Source organism: Sphingopyxis sp. BE235 (assembly GCF_031457175.1).
Taxonomy (GTDB): domain Bacteria; phylum Pseudomonadota; class Alphaproteobacteria; order Sphingomonadales; family Sphingomonadaceae; genus Sphingopyxis.
This window is the reverse complement of sequence record NZ_JAVDWC010000006.1, coordinates 71,041-88,396: the sequence shown is the minus strand read 5'-3', so window position 1 is coordinate 88,396 and position 17,356 is coordinate 71,041. Positions and strand designations below refer to the sequence as shown.

At 65.0% G+C, this 17,356-nt stretch carries 13 protein-coding genes; 3 read left to right on the top strand and 10 right to left on the bottom strand.

Annotation, left to right across the window (positions count from 1 at the left end; all coding sequences use genetic code 11):
* Window positions 1-8 precede the first annotated feature (8 nt).
* The gene (locus J2X38_RS20730; RefSeq protein WP_310257074.1) at window positions 9-749 is read right to left on the bottom strand and encodes a hypothetical protein; all 741 of its coding nucleotides are present in this window, start codon (window positions 747-749) and stop codon (window positions 9-11) included.
* The gene (locus J2X38_RS20725; RefSeq protein WP_310257071.1) at window positions 703-2,445 is read right to left on the bottom strand and encodes a tetratricopeptide repeat protein; all 1,743 of its coding nucleotides are present in this window, start codon (window positions 2,443-2,445) and stop codon (window positions 703-705) included. The genes J2X38_RS20730 and J2X38_RS20725 overlap by 47 nt, the downstream gene beginning before the upstream one ends.
* A gap of 124 nt (window positions 2,446-2,569) precedes the next feature.
* On the opposite strand from J2X38_RS20725, the gene J2X38_RS20720 reads away from it, so the two are divergent.
* The 3 genes from J2X38_RS20720 (at window position 2,570) to J2X38_RS20710 (ending at window position 8,843) form a co-directional block, all read left to right on the top strand.
* A complete protein-coding gene (locus tag J2X38_RS20720) occupies window positions 2,570-3,445 on the top strand; it encodes a Ku protein (RefSeq protein WP_137889859.1) in 876 nt (291 codons plus the stop codon).
* 1 nt (window position 3,446) lies between these two features.
* Window positions 3,447-5,954, top strand: a complete 2,508-nt coding sequence (ligD, locus tag J2X38_RS20715; RefSeq protein WP_310257065.1) for a DNA ligase D — start codon at window positions 3,447-3,449, stop codon at window positions 5,952-5,954.
* A gap of 213 nt (window positions 5,955-6,167) precedes the next feature.
* Window positions 6,168-8,843 carry a TonB-dependent receptor gene (locus tag J2X38_RS20710; protein WP_310257064.1) on the top strand — a complete coding sequence of 892 codons (2,676 nt, stop codon included), beginning with the start codon at window positions 6,168-6,170 and terminating at the stop codon, window positions 8,841-8,843.
* Window positions 8,844-8,959: 116 nt separating this feature from the next.
* Here the strand turns inward: J2X38_RS20710 and J2X38_RS20705 are convergent, their stop codons facing one another.
* From J2X38_RS20705 to J2X38_RS20670, 8 genes are all read right to left on the bottom strand, one after another.
* On the bottom strand, window positions 8,960-9,457 hold the full coding sequence (locus J2X38_RS20705) for a hypothetical protein (RefSeq protein WP_310257062.1): 498 nt from the start codon (window positions 9,455-9,457) through the stop codon (window positions 8,960-8,962).
* Window positions 9,458-9,588: 131 nt separating this feature from the next.
* Window positions 9,589-10,383 carry a hypothetical protein gene (locus tag J2X38_RS20700; RefSeq protein WP_310257059.1) on the bottom strand — a complete coding sequence of 265 codons (795 nt, stop codon included), beginning with the start codon at window positions 10,381-10,383 and terminating at the stop codon, window positions 9,589-9,591.
* A gap of 91 nt (window positions 10,384-10,474) precedes the next feature.
* Complete coding sequence (locus J2X38_RS20695; protein ID WP_310257057.1) at window positions 10,475-11,029, bottom strand: pseudouridine synthase; 555 nt, start codon at window positions 11,027-11,029, stop codon at window positions 10,475-10,477.
* Window positions 11,026-12,639: an NAD(P)/FAD-dependent oxidoreductase gene (locus J2X38_RS20690; protein ID WP_310257054.1), complete on the bottom strand. Its 1,614-nt coding sequence runs from the start codon at window positions 12,637-12,639 to the stop codon at window positions 11,026-11,028. Before J2X38_RS20690 ends, J2X38_RS20695 begins: the two co-directional genes overlap by 4 nt.
* 97 nt (window positions 12,640-12,736) lie before the next feature.
* Window positions 12,737-14,569: a translational GTPase TypA gene (gene typA, locus J2X38_RS20685; protein ID WP_058537681.1), complete on the bottom strand. Its 1,833-nt coding sequence runs from the start codon at window positions 14,567-14,569 to the stop codon at window positions 12,737-12,739.
* A gap of 104 nt (window positions 14,570-14,673) precedes the next feature.
* Window positions 14,674-15,459, bottom strand: a complete 786-nt coding sequence (locus J2X38_RS20680; protein WP_310257048.1) for a hypothetical protein — start codon at window positions 15,457-15,459, stop codon at window positions 14,674-14,676.
* Window positions 15,460-15,560: 101 nt separating this feature from the next.
* Window positions 15,561-16,481 carry a lipopolysaccharide assembly protein LapB gene (locus tag J2X38_RS20675; RefSeq protein ID WP_058537679.1) on the bottom strand — a complete coding sequence of 307 codons (921 nt, stop codon included), beginning with the start codon at window positions 16,479-16,481 and terminating at the stop codon, window positions 15,561-15,563.
* Window positions 16,482-16,556: 75 nt separating this feature from the next.
* Window positions 16,557-17,207: a 5'-methylthioadenosine/S-adenosylhomocysteine nucleosidase gene (locus tag J2X38_RS20670; protein WP_310257045.1), complete on the bottom strand. Its 651-nt coding sequence runs from the start codon at window positions 17,205-17,207 to the stop codon at window positions 16,557-16,559.
* Window positions 17,208-17,356 lie beyond the last annotated feature (149 nt).

Below are 17,356 nucleotides of genomic sequence, written 5' to 3'. Positions count from 1 at the left end.
CCCTCCCGCTAGCGGGAGGGGAGCTGGTCTTCCAGTTCGGCCAGCCTCCGCTGCGTGATCGCCAGGTCATCGGCAAATTGAGGACGGTCAGGCCAGCGATCAGCTAGCGCCTGCGCGATCGGAAGCGACGCGCGGTACCGCGCGACAGCTTCGGGAAAATCGCCCATGGCCTCGGCCAGATCGCCAAGTCGCTCATGTTTGATCGACAGACTACGTTGCCATCCCGCATTTGCCGGCTCGCGCAGCGCGAGAGCTTCTGAAACGGCCAAGCTCGCCACATAGCATGCTCGCGCGGCAGCAAGATTGCCCACCATTTTCTCAAGATCGCCAAGCTTGTTGTGGCCGATCGACAGGTCGTGCTGCCATTCCGCATTTCCCGGCTCGCGTAACGCCAGACCCTCGCGAATGGCCAAACTCGAGGCATAGCGCACCTGCGCCGCAGTAAGATTTCCAGCCTTTTTTTCAAGATCGCCAAGCTTGCTGTGACTGACCGACAGATCACGCTGCCATTCCGCATGTCCGGGTTCGCGCAGCGCAAGGGCTTCGAAAATGGCGAAGCTTGCCGAGTAGCGTGCACGTGCTGCATCGGGATCGCCCCCTTCAACTTCCATATCGCCGAGCTTGGCGTGGCTAACCGACAGATCGCGCTGCCACTTCGCATTTCCCGGCTCGCGTGACGCCAGACCCTCGCGAATGGCTAAGCTAGCGACGTAACGTTCCCGGGCAGCATCGAGCTTGCCAGTCAGCATCTCGATATTGCCGAGTTTGTTGTGACTGACTGACTGACAGGTCACGCTGCCACTCCGCATTTCCTGGCTCGCGCAAAACCAGATCTTCGCAAATCGCCAGGCTCGACTCATAGCGCGCGCGCGCCGCGGCAAGATTCCCCACGGTGCTTTCAAGATCGCCAAGCTTATTGTGACTGACTGACAGATCACGCTGCCATTCCGCATTTCCAGGTTCACGAATGACCAGTGCCTCGCAAATGGCAAGGCCTGCCATAAAGCGCTCTCGGGCTGCGCCCAAGTCGCCTGTTATCCTCTCAATGTCACCCAGCCTGTCTTGCGCGATCGAAAGATCGCGCATTTTCCATTCATTCTCGGGATCGGCAGTCACAGCCGCATCCGCCACTTGCATGGCCGCATGAAAATGCTCTTTTGCGGACGTCAAAGCACCCTCAGCAATACATATATCCCCCAACTCGCCATGAGCCGCCATCTGATCGCGCGCGTCTTCGGCATATTGGCGCGCCGCCTCTGCAGCGCGGCGCGCCTCTACCAGATTTCCCGCCGCTTCCTGAAGGCGCGCCAGGTTTATCCACGTCCATACATCGCCCGGATCGAGATCGGCGGCACGCCGGTAAAGCCGGACCGCATTCGCGATTGAATCGAGCGCGGCAACCGATGCAAGCTCACGAAACTGCCCCGCCGTTCGCGCAACATCTCCTTCGAGCTGCTCTTCGCGTTCGGCGACGGCCTTGGCCCGATCCTCACCCGCCATGTCGCGCAGCGCCATGGCGAGGAGCTGATCGTCCGCCGATTCCGCCAGATTGCGGATGCTTGCTTCGACGATCGGGGCGGCGATCGTGGTCGTGCGTGCCAGATATTTTCCGTAGAGTTCCACAATCCGCTGCTTCTGCCGGTCGGTCAGATCGCCATCGCTTGCGGCCGTTTCCAGTACGTCGAGCGCCGCCTCCGGAAAGATGGTTTCGGCCTGCTGCGTCGCTTCGAGCGACAGGATCGCTTCCTTGATTTCATCGAACCGCTGGTCGAACCGGTCGAAGCCACTTTCGATATCGACCTTCAGATCGGCCAGGTCATGCGCATGCCGTGTGCCAAGCACGCGTAACTCTTCCAGCCGGGCAACCGCCTCATTCTCGCGGTCGAGCGCGAGAATGTTGGCCAGCGCCTGATTGCGCCCGACCTCTGCAGCAAAAAACATCTCGAACTGGTCGGCCCAGCCGGGATAGCGCCCATGACCCTCATGGAATACCTGTCGCAGCGGCTCACTCAGCGCCGTTCGCATCCCGGCTTCGACCAGTGCGATTGCCCGGTCGGTTGCCGCCGCCTTGGGCGTTTTCGCCTGCTGGCCATAGATAGTGCGCACCTGTTCCTCGAGCAGATCGCTTCGCAACTGGTGGGCCGCACGATCGAAGGTTCGCAAATCCTTCGATCGCGCAAAATCGCGCAACGCGCGCCGAGCTATATTGCTCGCCGGATCGCCGCCGACCGAATCGCACGCCTTCTCCATTGCCGCGATCGACAGGACGAACGCCTTGTGCATAGACTGTAGCACGACAGGGCTCTCGCTCGATGCCTCGCCGGACAGCCGGTTGAAGCCCGCCGTTGCAAGCCATTTTGTACCGGCATCGACTCGATTTCCAAGAATACCGTAAATGCAGCATTCGACGAGCTTTTGCCCTGCAAAGATAGAGATTAGATCCATTGCCCCACCGCTTCCATGAGACAATAATGGTGCAATAAAATCAAGTTGGGTCCGATGAAGTGCCGCCCGGGAACCGCGCGCCGCCCCGATCATTGTGACTTGGGAGCCGCAAAAGGATGATATTATGGCCGCACGCGCTTACTGGAAGGGGCAGATCCGGCTCGCGCTGGTGTCGATCCCGGTCGAAATCTATTCGGCGACCAAATCGGGCGCCGCAGTCACCTTTCGCCAGATCCACGAACCGAGCGGCAAGCCGGTCAAATATGAAAAGATCGTCCCCGGCATCGGGGCGATCGACCATGACGATATCGTCAAGGGCTTCGAGCTGTCGAAGGGCAATTATGTCCTGCTCGACGAGGAGGAGATCGAGGCGGTCAAGCTCGAGAGCAAGCGAACCCTGGAGCTCGTCCAGTTCGTCGACACCGATGCGATCGACGTCCTCTATTACACCAAGCCCTATTATGTCGTGCCCGCCGACGAGCTTGCCGAAGAAGCTTATATCGTGCTGCGCGAGGCGCTGAAGCGCACGAAGAAGGTCGGGCTCGGCCAGCTCGCGCTGCGCGGGCAGGAACAGCTTGTCGCGCTGCGCCCGTGCGGGCGCGGGCTGGTGCTCGAAGTGCTGCGCTACGCCGACGAGGTGAACAAGGCGGCGAATTATTTCCGCGATGTCGGCAATGCGAAACCCGACGCCGACCTGCTCGACCTCGCCGAAACATTGATCGGCAAGAAGAGCGGCAAGTTCGACGCGAGCGACTATCACAATCACTATGTCGACGCGCTCAAGCGCGTGATCGCCAAAAAGGCGAAGGCCAAGGGCAAGCGCGTGCTCGAGGATGTCGAGGAGCCCGCCGAGGTTTCGCGCGGCTCGAACGTCATCGACCTGATGGCGGCGCTGAAAGCCTCGGTCGACGGCAAGAAGAAAGCGCCCGCCGCCGAGGAGAACAAGACTCCCGCGAAGAAGGCACCGGCGAAGAAGGCACCGGCGCGCAAGCGCGCCTGACATGGCGAAGCGCGCCGATCCGCTCGCGCAATATAACGCCAAGCGCGATTTCGCGCTGACCCCCGAGCCCGCGGGCAAGGTCGCCCCTGGTAAGGGCAACCGCTTCATCGTCCAGAAGCACGACGCGACGCGCCTCCACTATGACTTCCGCCTCGAAGTCGACGGCGTGCTCAAAAGCTGGGCGGTGACCAAGGGCCCAAGCGCCGACCCCGCCGACAAGCGGCTCGCGGTACGCACCGAAGATCATCCGATGAGCTATGCCGAGTTCGAGGGGGCGATCCCCAAGGGCGAATATGGCGGCGGCAGCGTGATGCTGTGGGACCGCGGCACCTGGGCGCCGATCGAAGGCAAGAGCGCGAAGGATATCGAGAAAGGCCATCTCCACTTCACCCTCGACGGTGAACGGATGAAAGGCGAATGGCTGCTCGTCCGCATGAAGCCGCGCCCCGGCGAAAAGCGCGAGAACTGGCTGCTCCGCAAGGTAAACGATGCTTATGCCGGCGGCACCGACGACCTCGTCGGCCGCCAGCTCACGAGCATCCTCACCGGCCGCACGATGGCCGAGATCGCAGGCGACACCGGCGGCGAACAATCGCTGAAGGGCGCCAAGGGCGCGGCCTTCACGAAGAAGATGCAGGCGGCCGCCGCGCACAACAAAAAGGTCGCGAAGCCCGCGGCAAAGGGCAAACCGCCCAAATTCCGCCCGCTCCAGCTCGCGACGCTCGTCGACGCCGTCCCCGGCGGCAACGGCTGGTTCCACGAGATCAAATATGACGGCTATCGCGCCGAAATCGCCGCCGCGGGATCGGACGTGCGTGTCTACACGCGAAACGGCCTCGACTGGACCGACAAATTCGCCCCTCTCGTCCGCCATCTCGCCGCGCTCGATCTCCCGCCGTGCCTGATCGACGGCGAGATCGTCGCTTATGACAAGGATGGCAATCCCGATTTCTCGTCGCTGCAGGCGGTGCTCAAACGCGGCCACGGCGCGCAGGACGAGAAAACCGAGCTGCTCTTTTTCGCCTTCGACCTGCTCGAAGAAGGCGGCAAATCGCTCGCGAAGCTCGGCAACCTCGAACGCAAGGAACGGCTCGAAGCGCTTCTCCGCCACGCCGCCCCGCCGGTCGCCGTCGCCGACCATGTCATCGGCGCGGGCGAAAAGCTCTACGCCGCGATGTGCGGTGCGGGGCAGGAAGGTATCATCTCGAAGCGCGCCGACGCCGCTTACTCGGGCCGCCGGTCGAAGAATTGGGTAAAGGTCAAATGCACGCGGCGGCAGGAATTCATCCTCGTCGGCTGGAACCCCTCGTCGACCAAGGCGCGGCCCTTCGCTTCGCTCCTTCTTGCCCAGCGCGACGGGGACAGGCTCGTCTATAAGGGCAATGTCGGTACCGGCTTCGACACCGGCACGATGGCTGACCTCGCGAAGAAGTTCGCGAGCCGCGAACGCAAGACCGCGCCGCTCGAAGTCGACGCCGCATCGGCGCGCAAGGTCCATTGGCTCAAACCCGAACTCGTCGCCGAAATCGCCTTCGCCGAATTTACCGCAAGCGGATCGGTGCGCCACGCAAGCTTTCTCGGCCTGCGCAGCGACAAGGAGGCAAAGGACGTGACACCCGAAAAGAAGCAACCCGCACCCGCTCCGCAAAACGACGTGAAGATCAGCAGCCGCGACCGCGTGATCTTTCCCGAGGCGAAGGCGACCAAGGGTGACCTTGCCGATTATTATGCCGCGATCGCGCCGGTCATGCTCCCACACGCCGCGCGCCGCCCGATCAGCCTCGTCCGCTGCCCGCAGGGGCGCGGCAAGAAATGCTTTTTCCAGAAACATGATTCGGGTTCGTTCGGCGAGCATGTGCTGCACGTCCCGATCCGCGAGAAGGACGGCGGGCACGAGGATTATCTTTATGTCGAAGACGCCAACGGCATCCTCGCCTGCGTCCAGATGGGGACGATCGAGTTCCACGGCTGGGACAGCCATGTCGATGCGCTCGAAAAGCCCGACCGCATGGTCTTCGATCTCGACCCCGACGAAGGGCTCGATTTCGCCGACGTCAAGAAAGCCGCCGCCGACATCCGCCGCCAGCTCGCCGACATCGGGTTGGTCAGCTTCGCGATGCTCTCGGGCGGCAAGGGGGTGCATGTCGTCGTGCCGCTCGATCCGGGGCACAGCTGGGACGCGCACAAGGATTTCTCGAAACGCTTTGCCGAGGCGCTGAGCCTCGCCGAACCCGACCGCTTCGTCGCGACGATGAGCAAGGCGAAGCGCAAGGGCAAGATTTTCATCGATTACCTCCGCAACCAGCGCGGCAGCACCGCGATCATGCCCTATTCGGCGCGCGCGCGCGAACAGGGTCCCGTCGCGGTGCCGATCGGCTGGGATGCGCTCGCCGATGTCGAAAAAGCGGGGCATTGGACGATCAAGGATGGTGAAGACCTGCTCGAACGCGCCGCGAGCCCCGAACTCAAAGGTTGGGGGTTTGCGAACCAGGTGCTTCCGGATTTCTAGCCCATCAGGCCAAGCGCGACTCGCGCACCGGAATTTAGTTAGGGCACTAAACACTGTCAGAACAATACCAATAAAGTACCAAAATTCCGCACACTTCGCGTGTATGGCGCATAAATTGCGTCAAATTCAGCTTGACGGATAGATTGGTATGTATAAATTTCCCTCAAAATTAGAGCAAAACTTGATCTAAGATCAAAAAGAGGGAGACTGAACATGACCAATGCAAGATATCTGCTCGCTTCGGCCAGCATTGGTACGCTGCTTTTTGCCGCTAGCGCGGCCCACGCCCAAGCCCCTGCCCCGGCCGCCGCCGACGCAGCGGAAAGTGAAATCGTCGTCACCGGCATCCGCGGATCGCTCCGCGAAGCGATCGACGCGAAGCGCGACCTGTCGGTTATCGCCGATGTCGTCACCGCCGAGGATGTCGGCAAATTCCCCGACAAGAATGTCGCCGAGGCGCTCCAGCGCGTTCCTGGCATCGTCGTCAACCGCGAGTTCGGCGAAGGCGAGCGCGTCTCGCTGCGCGGCACCGCGCCGAACCTCACCAAGACCCTGCTCAACGGCCATAGCGTCGCGACCGCCGACTGGTTCATCCTCGATCAGGTCGCCTCGACGCGCAGCTTCAACTATCTGACCCTGCCCGCCGAGATCATCGGCCGCCTCGAAGTGTACAAGAGCCCGCAGGCCGACGTCGAGGAAGGCGGGGTCGGCGGCACGATCAACGTCATCACGCGCAACCCGCTCGACCTCGACCCGCTCACCCTCTCGGCCTCGGTGCAGGGCGTCTATTCGGACCTGTCGGGCAAGTTCGACCCGCAGCTTTCGGGCCTCGTCAGCTGGAAGAATGAAGCCGAAACCTTCGGCGTCCTCGTCGGTGCCATCTACCAGAAGCGCCGCACACGCCGCGACGGGCTCGAAATCTTCGGCTACCGCTCCTTCCCCGTCGGCGGCGGGCAGAGCGCGCTGGTCCCCACGCTGATCGGCTCGACGATGTTCGAACAGGACCGCGAACGCTACGGCGCCAATATCGGCATCCAGTTCCGGCCGTCGGACGAACTCGAAGTCAACATCACCGGCCTCTATTCGCGCTTCAACGCCGACAATTTCAACCAGAATTATATCGCATGGGGCGAACAGGCACTCGGCGGCGGCGGCACGATCAGCAATGCGGTGGTGCAGGACGGCGTCGCGGTCGCGGGCAATGTCGCGTCGCGCGCCGGCGGCACGCAGGGCTTCGGGGTCGTCTATGACGCGATCGACCGGGCGGCGGTCGCCAAGACCGTGTCGGCCGATTTCGACCTGACCTGGCGCCCCGCCGACAGCCTGTCGGTGCATTTCAAGGCCGGCTGGACCAAGGCGAACGGCGACACGAGCAACGAGAATTTCATCGAATTCGCGGGCCCCGGCGCCTTCAGCTACGACCTGCGCAGCGGCCGGCCCGAAGTCAGCTTCTCGAACCCCAATCCGCTCAACCCGGCGGGCATCCGCCCCGACTTCGCGCGCATGCAGTCGGTGACGAACGACGATGAGGAGAAATATTTCTACCTCGACGTCGAAAAGCAGGTCGAATGGGGCCCGATGACCGCGCTCAAATTCGGGGTCAAATATACCGACCACGACCGCGTCGCCGAACGCTTCGCGACCAACGGCGGCGTGTTCACCCCCGGCCTGCGCTGCGGCGGCGTCCCCTGCACCTCGGCCGATTTCGCGACCGGCAGCGGGATGCCCGGCGACTTCCTCGACAATATCGCGGCGCCCGGCACGCTCAAGGATTACTGGCGCGTCGATCCCGCCAAGCTGCGCGCGATCTATGGGTCGCAGACCGCACCCGGTACCGACCGCTTCCTCGTTCCCGGCAACACTTACTCGATCAACGAGAAAGCCTATGGCGGCTACGGCCTCGCCAAATTCGGCGGCGACGGCTGGCGCGGCAATGTCGGCGTGCGCGTGATCGAAACCAAGCAGACCTCGGACGGCTTCATCATCGGCGGCGCGAACCCGCAGTTCACCAACCCGTTCGGCGGCTTCACCCCGTCGCGGGCGAAACGCTCGTACACCGACATTCTGCCGAGCGCGAACCTCTCGGTCGACCTGTCGGACCAGGTCATCCTGCGCTTCGCCGCGGGCAAGACGGTGACGCGGCCCGACTTCGTCGACATCACCCCGGGCGTCGACCTCAATGGCACCTTGCTGACCGGCCGCGGCGGCGATCCGAACCTCGATCCGTACCGCGCCAACCAATATGACCTGTCGATCGAATGGTATCCCGACCGCGAGACGATCGTCGCGCTCGCCGCCTTCTACAAGGACATCCAGTCGTACATCGTCAACACGACCTCGACCGAAATCCTGCCGAGCGTCTTCGTGCCGGGATCGCAGCCCGCGGGCTGCGTCGCGGCGGGCGGCGCCAATCCGAACCTGTTCAACTGCCCCTATCAGATCAACCGTCGCAGCAACGGCGACGGCGGACGCAACCAGGGCTTTGAATTCCAGGTGTCGCGCCCGATCTGGGGCGGCTTCGGGATGGTGGCGAACTACACCTACTCCGACGCCAAGGCGAACAATGGCGACCCGATCCCGGGCAATTCCAAGCATTCGCTCAACCTGACGGGCTATTATGAGAATGATCTGATCAGCGCGCGGCTCTCGTACAACTATCGGTCGAAATTCTTCATCGATATCGACCGCTCGGCGCCGCTCAATCAGGCGGCCCTGTCGTCGCTCGACGCCTCGGTCAGCGTCAACATCACCGATAATATCGCGCTCACCGCCGATGCGATCAACCTGACCAACGAGAAGATCGAGCAATATTCGGGCACCCGCGACCGCCCGCGCGCGATCTATGACAATGGCCGCCAATTCTATGTCGGGGCGCGCCTGAAGTTCTGACCGGACCCGCTATCCTTCCCCCTCGATGGGGGAAGGATATGAGGCTTTGTCGCGAAGCAGAGCATCCTTGCACTGCCGCTTCAGGCCGAGACGCCTCCCCAGTCCGGCCGCTGCGGCTATTCGCAGCAGCGGTCGGGGTCGTCCGACGCATCGAGGGCGACGAGCAGCCCGACCCCCGCGAGGAGGGCGAGACCGCCCACGACGACCGCCACGGTCCCCGCGTCGGACATGTTGCTGCGCCCCTTCGCTGGCGTCGACCGGCCGGGCGCATAGCGCGCCGGCGTCAGCCGCTGCCCGGCGAGCGAGATTTGCGGCGATCGCTCATCGCCCGAGAAGCCGAATTCGAGCCCCTCGCCGATGCGCCACGCGGGCCCTTTCAGCCCCGCCCCCTCACTCCGCTGCATCGGCGCCACGGTCAGGCCCACGCGAAGCGTCCTTACCTCGTCGCTTTTCGTTCCGCCGAGCGGGATGCGCAGGCGCGCGCCGACGAAGCCCCCCGTCGCGACCGGGCCGGCGCCGTTCAGATGTGTGCTGTCCCCGATCGTCTGGGCGTGTAGCGGCGACGCGCAGCAGGATAGCAGCGCGAGCGATGCGGCGATGGATCTCATGGTCATTGGATGCCCCTCCCTGAAACCCGATCCTCGCCCTGAAATACGGCCGAAGAATGGCCACGAAGCGCGCCGCGCCGCCCTGTCGAACCGGCCGCAGTCATGCCACGGATTGCCGTCGACGGCTTCGCCTGACCTTAGCGCCGCCTGGTCCCATAATCGATCCTGATCCGGACCCAGGCGCCTACCAGCGGGCGCCCACCAAGCCGCGGGGGCCGCACCTGGAACGCCCACGCGGCGGCGAGCACGGCGCGATTGATCTGCGATCCGTTCGGATATTCGTCGAGCCCGACGCAATCCTCGACGCGATAATCAGGCGCGGTGCGGCAAGCGATCAGTCCCCAGCCAGGCCCGCTGGCGGTCGACAAATAGCCGCGCAGTTCGTCGTCTCTCGGCTCGCGATACCAGGCCGCCGCATAGAGCGGCTCGCCATTGGGAGCCGTTCCCACGCGTTCCGTATCGCGCGAGGCGGAGGAGCCGCCGCCGGTGTTGGGCGGCCCATAGACCTTCCCGCTCGGCGGACGAACGGGCGTCGGCGGAAGCGCCGGCGCGGGCGGCTGTTCGGCCGGCTTCGTTATGATCGGCGGAACCTTCGGTTCCACGGCGCGCGGGGGCTGCGGGTCCTCGGTTGCCGGCTGCGGCGGCACGGGCGGCTCTTCGGCCTGCTCGCGCTTCGCGCTGCTCGGTTCGGGCGCTTCCTCCGAAATCTGGCTGGCCTCGAGGCTGACCACGCTGACGCGCGCCTCCCGATAGTCAGGCTCCGTTTCAAAGCCAAAGGAGAGGAGCAGGAGCAGCAGGAGCGCGGGGATCAGAACCGCCAGGCTTATGGCAAGCGTGCGGCGCCCCGCCCCGATGCTGAGCTGTTCGACATAGGGAGTGGCTGGAACAGGGCTCAGCTGAAGCAATCTTTGGTGGCGGCGTCGGCTGGTCAAGATGCCTGGGGCCAGGTTCGCGACGGATAGTGGGGCACCGGGCCTTTGACAAGTGTAGCGCCGTTCGATGACGAAATTGCGCGCGGACCTTTCACCCGGCCTCGCGCCATTCCCCCGGCGCCAGTTCGCCAAGCTCCCATCCCCCGATTCGCCAGCGCACCAGCCGCAGCGTCGGATAGCCGACCGCGGCGGTCATGCGGCGGACCTGGCGGTTGCGGCCTTCGGTTATCGTCAGTTCGATCCAGCTGTCGGGGACGCTCTTGCGGTAGCGCACGGGCGGGTCGCGGTCCCACAGCATGGGCGGGTCGATGCGGCGGACGGTCGCGGGGCGCGTCGGGCCGTCGTTGAGGGTGACCCCGCTTCGCAGCCGGTCGAGGCTCGCCGCGTCGGGCTCGCCCTCGACCTGCGCCAGATAGGTTTTGGGCGTCTTGTGCTTCGGCGACGCAATGCGCGCCTGCAGCGCGCCGTCGTCGGTGAGGATCAGCAGCCCTTCACTATCGCGGTCGAGCCGCCCCGCGGGATAGACGCCGGGGACGTCGATATAATCGGACAGCGTCGCGCGCGGGCCATCGGCGCTCGCCGTCATGCCCTTGTCGGTGAATTGCGACAGCACACCCCACGGCTTGTTGAACAGGATCAGCGTCATGGCATCAGGCTCCGCGCCACCGCCTCGGCAACCTTGATCCCGTCGACCGCCGCCGACAATATGCCCCCGGCATAGCCCGCACCCTCGCCCGCGGGGAACAGCCCGGCGGTGTTCAGGCTCTGAAAATCGTCGCCGCGGGTAAAGCGCACGGGCGACGAGGTGCGCGTCTCGACCCCCGTCATCACCACGTCGGGATGGTCGTATCCCGCGATCTGGCGCCCGAACACCGGGATCGCCTCGCGCATCGCCTCGACCGCAAAGTCGGGCAGGCACGCCGCAAGGTCGGTCGGCGTGACGCCGGGGCGGTACGATGGCACGACGCTGCCGAGCGCGGTCGACGGGCGCCCCGCGAGGAAATCACCGACGCGCTGCGCGGGCGCTTTATAGTTCGATCCGCCCGCGACAAAGGCGAGCGATTCCCAGTGGCGCTGGAAGGCGAGGCCGGCGAGCGGATCGCCGGGATAGTCGCGCGCAGGGTCGATCGCGACGACGAACCCCGAATTGGAGTTGCGCTCGTTGCGCGAATATTGGCTCATGCCGTTGGTCGCGACGCGGCCTTCCTCGGACGTCGCGGCGACGACGGTGCCGCCGGGGCACATGCAGAAACTGTAGACGGTGCGCCCGTTCCTGCAGTGGTGCGAGATATGATATTCGGCGGCGCCGAGGATCGGGTTGCCCGCATCGGCACCAAAACGCGAGGTGTCGATCCACGATTGCGGATGCTCGATGCGGACGCCGATCGAAAAGGGCTTCGCCTCGACATGCACCCCCGCCGCGTGCAGCATCGCGAAGGTATCTCGCGCGCTGTGGCCGACGGCGAGGACGACGCGGTCGGCCTCGATATAATCGCCACCCGCCAGGTGCAGCCCCTGGACGCGGCGCTCGCCCGCGCCGTCGGTGGCGATGTCGAGCCCGTCGACCTTGTGCTGCCAGCGATATTCGCCGCCCAGCCCCTCGATCGTCTCGCGCAGGCTTTCGACCATCGTCACCAGCCGGAAGGTGCCGATATGCGGGTGCGCCTCGGTCAGGATTTCGGGCGGCGCGCCCGCCTTGACGAACTCGGTCAGCACCTTGCGGTCGAGGTGCCGCGGATCCTTGATCCGGCTGTAGAGCTTGCCGTCCGAGAAAGTGCCCGCGCCGCCCTCGCCGAACTGGACGTTCGATTCGGGGTGGAGCACGCCGCGTCGCCACAAATCCCATGTGTCCTTGGTGCGCTCGCGGACGACCTTGCCGCGGTCGAGGATGATCGGGCGGAACCCCATCTGCGCGAGGATCAGCCCGACGAACAGCCCGCACGGCCCCGCACCGACGACGACCGGCCGTTTGACGCCCTTCGGCGCCTGCGTGATGAATTTATAGGCGGTGTTCGGGGTCTGCTGGACATTGCGGTCCTTGCGAAAGCGCGCGAGCACCGCGCCCTCGTCCTTCACATTGACGTCGACCGAATAGATCAGCTTGATGTTCGTCTTGTCGCGCGCGTCGTGCGCGCGGCGCGCGACGACGTGGCGCACCAGTTCGCGCGGACCGATGCGCAGCCGCTTGCAGATCGCAGCGGGCAAATCCTCCGGCGCATGGTGCAGCGGCAAGGTCAGTTCGGTCAGGCGAAGCATCGCCCGCCTGTAATGCGCAACCCGGCCCGGGGGAACGCCAATCGAAACGGGGTTCGAAAAGAAAAGGGGCGGCCATCGCTGGCCGCCCCCCTCATCCTTACGCCGCTTCCTTCTTGCGCGACGCTTTCTTGCGCTCGTGCGGGTCGAGCAGCGTTTTGCGGATGCGGATATTCTTGGGGGTCACTTCGACCATCTCGTCGTCGTCGATATAAGCGATCGCCTGTTCGAGCGTCATGCGCTTCGGCGGGGTCAGGCGGATCGCGTCGTCCTTGCCCGTCGAACGGAAGTTCGTGAGCTGCTTCGACTTCATCGGGTTGACCTCAAGATCGTCGGGCTTCGCATTCTCGCCGATGATCATGCCCTCATACAGCGCCTCGCCGGGCGAGACGAAGAGGATGCCGCGCTCTTCGAGCGGGCCAAGGGCGTAGGCGACGGCTTCGCCATTGCCGTTCGAGATCAGGACGCCATTCTTGCGGCCTTCGATCGTGCCCTTGTACGGGCCATATTTCTCGAACAGGCGGTTCATAATTCCGGTGCCGCGCGTGTCGGACAGGAATTCGCCATGATAGCCGATCAGGCCGCGCGACGGACCCGAGAAGGTGATGCGCGTCTTGCCGCCACCCGACGGACGCATGTCGGTGAGGTCGGCCTTGCGGACCTGCATCTTCTCGACGACCGTGCCCGAATGTTCGTCGTCGACGTCGATGACGACGGTTTCATACGGTTCGGTGCGCTTGCCGGCCTCGTCCTCGCCATAAAGCACGCGCGGGCGGCTGATGCCGAGTTCGAAGCCTTCACGGCGCATCGTTTCGATGAGCACGCCGAGCTGAAGCTCGCCGCGGCCCGCGACTTCGAAGCTGTCCTTGTCGGCGCTTTCGGTGATGCGGATCGCGACGTTGGTTTCGGCTTCGCGGAACAGGCGGTCGCGGATCATGCGGCTCGTCACCTTGCTGCCTTCACGGCCCGCCATCGGCGAATCGTTCACGGCAAAGCGCATCGACAGCGTCGGCGGATCGATCGGCTGCGCGGCGATCGGCTCGCTGACGCTGGTGTCGGCGATGGTGTTCGCGACGGTCGCCTGCGCGAGACCCGCGATCGCGACGATGTCGCCCGCGCGCGCTTCCTCGACGGGAACGCGCTCGAGCCCGCGGAACGCGAGCAGCTTCGACGCGCGGCCGGTCTCGATGACCTTGCCATCCATGTCGATCGCGTGGATCGGCTGGTTGACCTTGATCGTGCCCGACTGGACGCGACCGGTCAGGATGCGGCCGATGAAATTGTCGCGGTCGAGCAGCGTCGCGAGGAAGGTGAAGGGACCGTCTTCGGGCAGGCCGGGTTCGGGCACATGGCTGACGATCGTCTTGAACAGCGGCTCGAGCGTGCCTTCGCGCGCTTCGGGGCTGTCCGACGCGAAGCCGCCGCGGCCCGAGGCGTAAAGGATCGGGAAGTCGAGCTGTTCGTCATTGGCCTCGAGCGTCAGGAACAGTTCGAACACTTCGTCGAGCACTTCGGCGGCGCGCGCGTCGCTGCGGTCGATCTTGTTGACGACGACGATCGGCTTGAGGCCCAGCGCGAGCGCCTTGCCGGTCACGAACTTGGTCTGCGGCATCGGGCCTTCGGCCGCATCGACGAGCAGGATGACGCCGTCGACCATGCTGAGGATACGCTCGACCTCACCGCCGAAATCGGCGTGGCCCGGGGTGTCGACGATGTTGATGCGCGTCAGGTCGGCGCCTTCGCCCCACTCGACCGAGGTGCACTTCGCAAGGATCGTGATCCCGCGTTCCTTTTCCAGATCGTTCGAATCCATCGCGCGCTCTTCGACGCGCTGGTTGTCGCGGAACGTGCCCGACTGGCGGAACAGCTGGTCGACGAGGGTGGTCTTGCCATGATCGACGTGCGCGATGATGGCGATATTGCGCAAAGACATGCGGAAGGGCCTTATTGGAAGGGGGCAGCGCCCGGAGCGCCGCGAAACGCCGCGCCCCTAACAGAATGGGTGCTGCGGCGCAACATGATTGCCGATGGCGCGAGCTAGCGCAGCGATTTCGCCAGACGGTTCGCGTCGTACAGCGAGCGCCCCTCGGCGCGGCGCAGCCGTTTTGCGAGCCCCGTGTCGAATTCGCCCTTCCAGCGCCCGAGCGCCGGCCCGATCCGCGCGACGTCGCCATCGCCGATCGCCTGCAACGCGCGCGATTCGGCGAGCAACCCTTCGCGCTCGCGTGCCAGTCCCGATCCGGAATAGCGTTCGGCGATCAGTCCAAGTTGATGGCGCATCGACGCGATTGCCAGCCGCGCGCCTTGCGGGTCGGCGCGATCGAGCATCAGCTCTGCGCCCGCGACGCCGTCGTCGATGGCCGAAAGCTGATCGCCGAGACGCCGCCCAATCCGCTCCTCGACCGGGCAAGGGCGCACCGCGCGAACATAGGTAGCGAGCGCGTCGAGCATCGCGGGGGTCGGCTCCTGCCCGCCGAACTCCTCGACGATCAGGTTGCGGACAAAGGCTTCGAGCGCGCGCGTATCGGGATCGCGCGCGACCTTTCCCGGCATCGCGAGATCGGGAATCGCAACGGGGTCGAAGCGACCATTACCGCGCGCGGCGCTGAAAAAGCTGTTCGTGACGTCGGCCGTCCCCGGCGCCGCCGACACGCCTGCGAGCAGGAAATGCGGATTGTCGCGGCCGTTGATATGGCAACTCGCGCAGCTTAGCCCCGCCTTCGCCGCCTGTCCGCCGAGCAAAGTCGGCGCCCCGAACAGCGCTCGGCCGCTGCGGACGAGCGGCGTGTCGCTGGCAAGGCAACTCGCGGGCTGCTCCGACAAAAGCGCCCGTTCGGACCCCGGCGCGGTCCAGCGCAGTTGTTCGAAAGCCGGCGGCGCATTCCGCGTCGCCGCGACGCCAAGGAGCAGCGCCGCGAGCGCGATCAGCTTGCCGATGAGCGGCCCTCCGCGATCCAGCGTTTGAGTTCGTCGACTTCGTGACAGCCGAAACCGCAGATCGCCTCGAGCTTTGCCAGATGTGCCCTGGCGCCCGCCACGTCGCCGCGTTCGAGCTTCAACTCGCCATAATATTCGAGCGCGCCGCGATGCGCCGGCGCGATGGCAAGCGCCTCCCGATAATAGGCCTCGGCCGCGTCATAGCGTTTCAGCTTGCGGTTCGCGAAGCCGAGATAAGTGAGCACATCGGGATGCGGCCCCGCCGCCCACAACGCCGCGTCGAGCTTGGCGATCGCGGCTTCGTAGCGATGCTCGTTGATCAACCCGACGGCGGCAACATAGGTCGCATCGAGCGTTTCGGCCGCGGCGAGCCGAACCTCGGGCTCGACCGCATTTTGCGCCTGCGGACCCGCGGCCACCGCCGCATCGAGTTTAGCAACCGCATCGGCGAGCTTCGCGGCATCGGCGCAGGTGCCGCCGCAGCCTTCCTGCATCGCCTTCAGCGCCGCGGCCTGCTCAGCTGCCTTTTCCGCCTTGCCGAGCTTCGCCTGCGTGATGCCGAGGTCGCGGCGCGCCTCGACCATCTTCTCGTTATAGCGCACCGCGGCTTCGAGCGGCTTCACCGCGCGCGAGAAATCGCCCTGCGCCATATAGCTCGCACCGAGCAGATAATTGGCCTGGGGGTTCTTCGGCACCGCCGACACGACCTTTTTGAATGCTTTCGCCGCCTCGTCATATTTTCCCGAGGCGAAGGCGTCGGCGCCTTTCTTGTAATCGACCGTCGGGTCGTAGCTGCTCTGGCTCGGCGGCGCGCTGCCGCCCCCTCCGCCGCCGCCCGCCGCGAAAGCGAGCGGCGCGACGAAGATCGCGCAAGCTGCAGCGATGGATAGTGAAGATCGATAGCGCATCACGAGTCTCTCCCGCGGTCGATACGGGCGCCAGCCTATCACAAATGCGGCCCGCGCGGAACGAGGAAGCGACGGTCAGATCATCGTGATCAGCCGCTCGACCTCCTGCCCGGCGACACGCGCGGCGCGCACGAGATTGGCGTGGAAATCGCCCGCACTGTCGCCGTTCGCTTCGTCGGTGACCGCCTTGATCGCCGCCCACGGCTTGCCCAGCCGCGCCGCGACCTGCGCCACCGCGCCAACCTTCATATCGACGAGTGTCGCGCCGAGGTTTGCAAGATCGGCGGCGGCATCGGGACACGCGACGAAACTGTCGCCGCTCGCAATGCGCGCGTGCGGCAGACGGAGCCCAGGGTCGGGCATCGCCGAAAAATGTGCCTCGCCCGCCTCGCCGATCGGCCATTCGCCCGCGCGGTAGCGGCGAAAAAGGCCGGGCTGATTGGCACCATAATCATGCTGCAACGCCTCGGCGATCCAGTAAGCGCCCGGCGCCGCGTCCAGCGAACCGCAGGTGCCCGTCATCAACAGCAGGTCGGCATCGCCGCCAAGCATGCCCGCGCACAACGCGGCATTGACCTTGCCGAGTCCGCAGGTCGCGATGGTGAGGCTGCGGCCACCGACCACGAGCCGCCGTTCGGCAAACAGCCCGTCAGCGCGGTCGCCGGTGCCGAGAAACAGCGCGTCGGCCTCTTCGGGCAGCGCGGCGAGGATCAGGATATGGGCCATGGCACGTATGTAGCCGGGCGGCGGACCATGGCTAGTTCGAATGTTAACCGTCGCCCCTGCGAAGGCAGGGGCCGCTGGCAGCCTTGCTCAACACCGATAGCGGCCCTGCCTTCGCAGGGGCGACGAAATCATCTCAAGCTTGCCATTCA

Coding starts and splice junctions, on each gene's coding strand:
- J2X38_RS20710 (WP_310257064.1), top strand. CDS start 6,168: ATGACCAATGCAAGATATCTGCTCGCTTCGGCCAGCATTGGTACGCTG.
- J2X38_RS20725 (WP_310257071.1), bottom strand. CDS start 2,445: ATGGATCTAATCTCTATCTTTGCAGGGCAAAAGCTCGTCGAATGCTGC.
- J2X38_RS20705 (WP_310257062.1), bottom strand. CDS start 9,457: ATGACCATGAGATCCATCGCCGCATCGCTCGCGCTGCTATCCTGCTGC.
- ligD (WP_310257065.1), top strand. CDS start 3,447: ATGGCGAAGCGCGCCGATCCGCTCGCGCAATATAACGCCAAGCGCGAT.
- J2X38_RS20720 (WP_137889859.1), top strand. CDS start 2,570: ATGGCCGCACGCGCTTACTGGAAGGGGCAGATCCGGCTCGCGCTGGTG.
- J2X38_RS20695 (WP_310257057.1), bottom strand. CDS start 11,029: ATGACGCTGATCCTGTTCAACAAGCCGTGGGGTGTGCTGTCGCAATTC.
- J2X38_RS20670 (WP_310257045.1), bottom strand. CDS start 17,207: ATGGCCCATATCCTGATCCTCGCCGCGCTGCCCGAAGAGGCCGACGCG.
- J2X38_RS20675 (WP_058537679.1), bottom strand. CDS start 16,481: ATGCGCTATCGATCTTCACTATCCATCGCTGCAGCTTGCGCGATCTTC.
- typA (WP_058537681.1), bottom strand. CDS start 14,569: ATGTCTTTGCGCAATATCGCCATCATCGCGCACGTCGATCATGGCAAG.
- J2X38_RS20690 (WP_310257054.1), bottom strand. CDS start 12,639: ATGCTTCGCCTGACCGAACTGACCTTGCCGCTGCACCATGCGCCGGAG.
- J2X38_RS20730 (WP_310257074.1), bottom strand. CDS start 749: ATGCTGACTGGCAAGCTCGATGCTGCCCGGGAACGTTACGTCGCTAGC.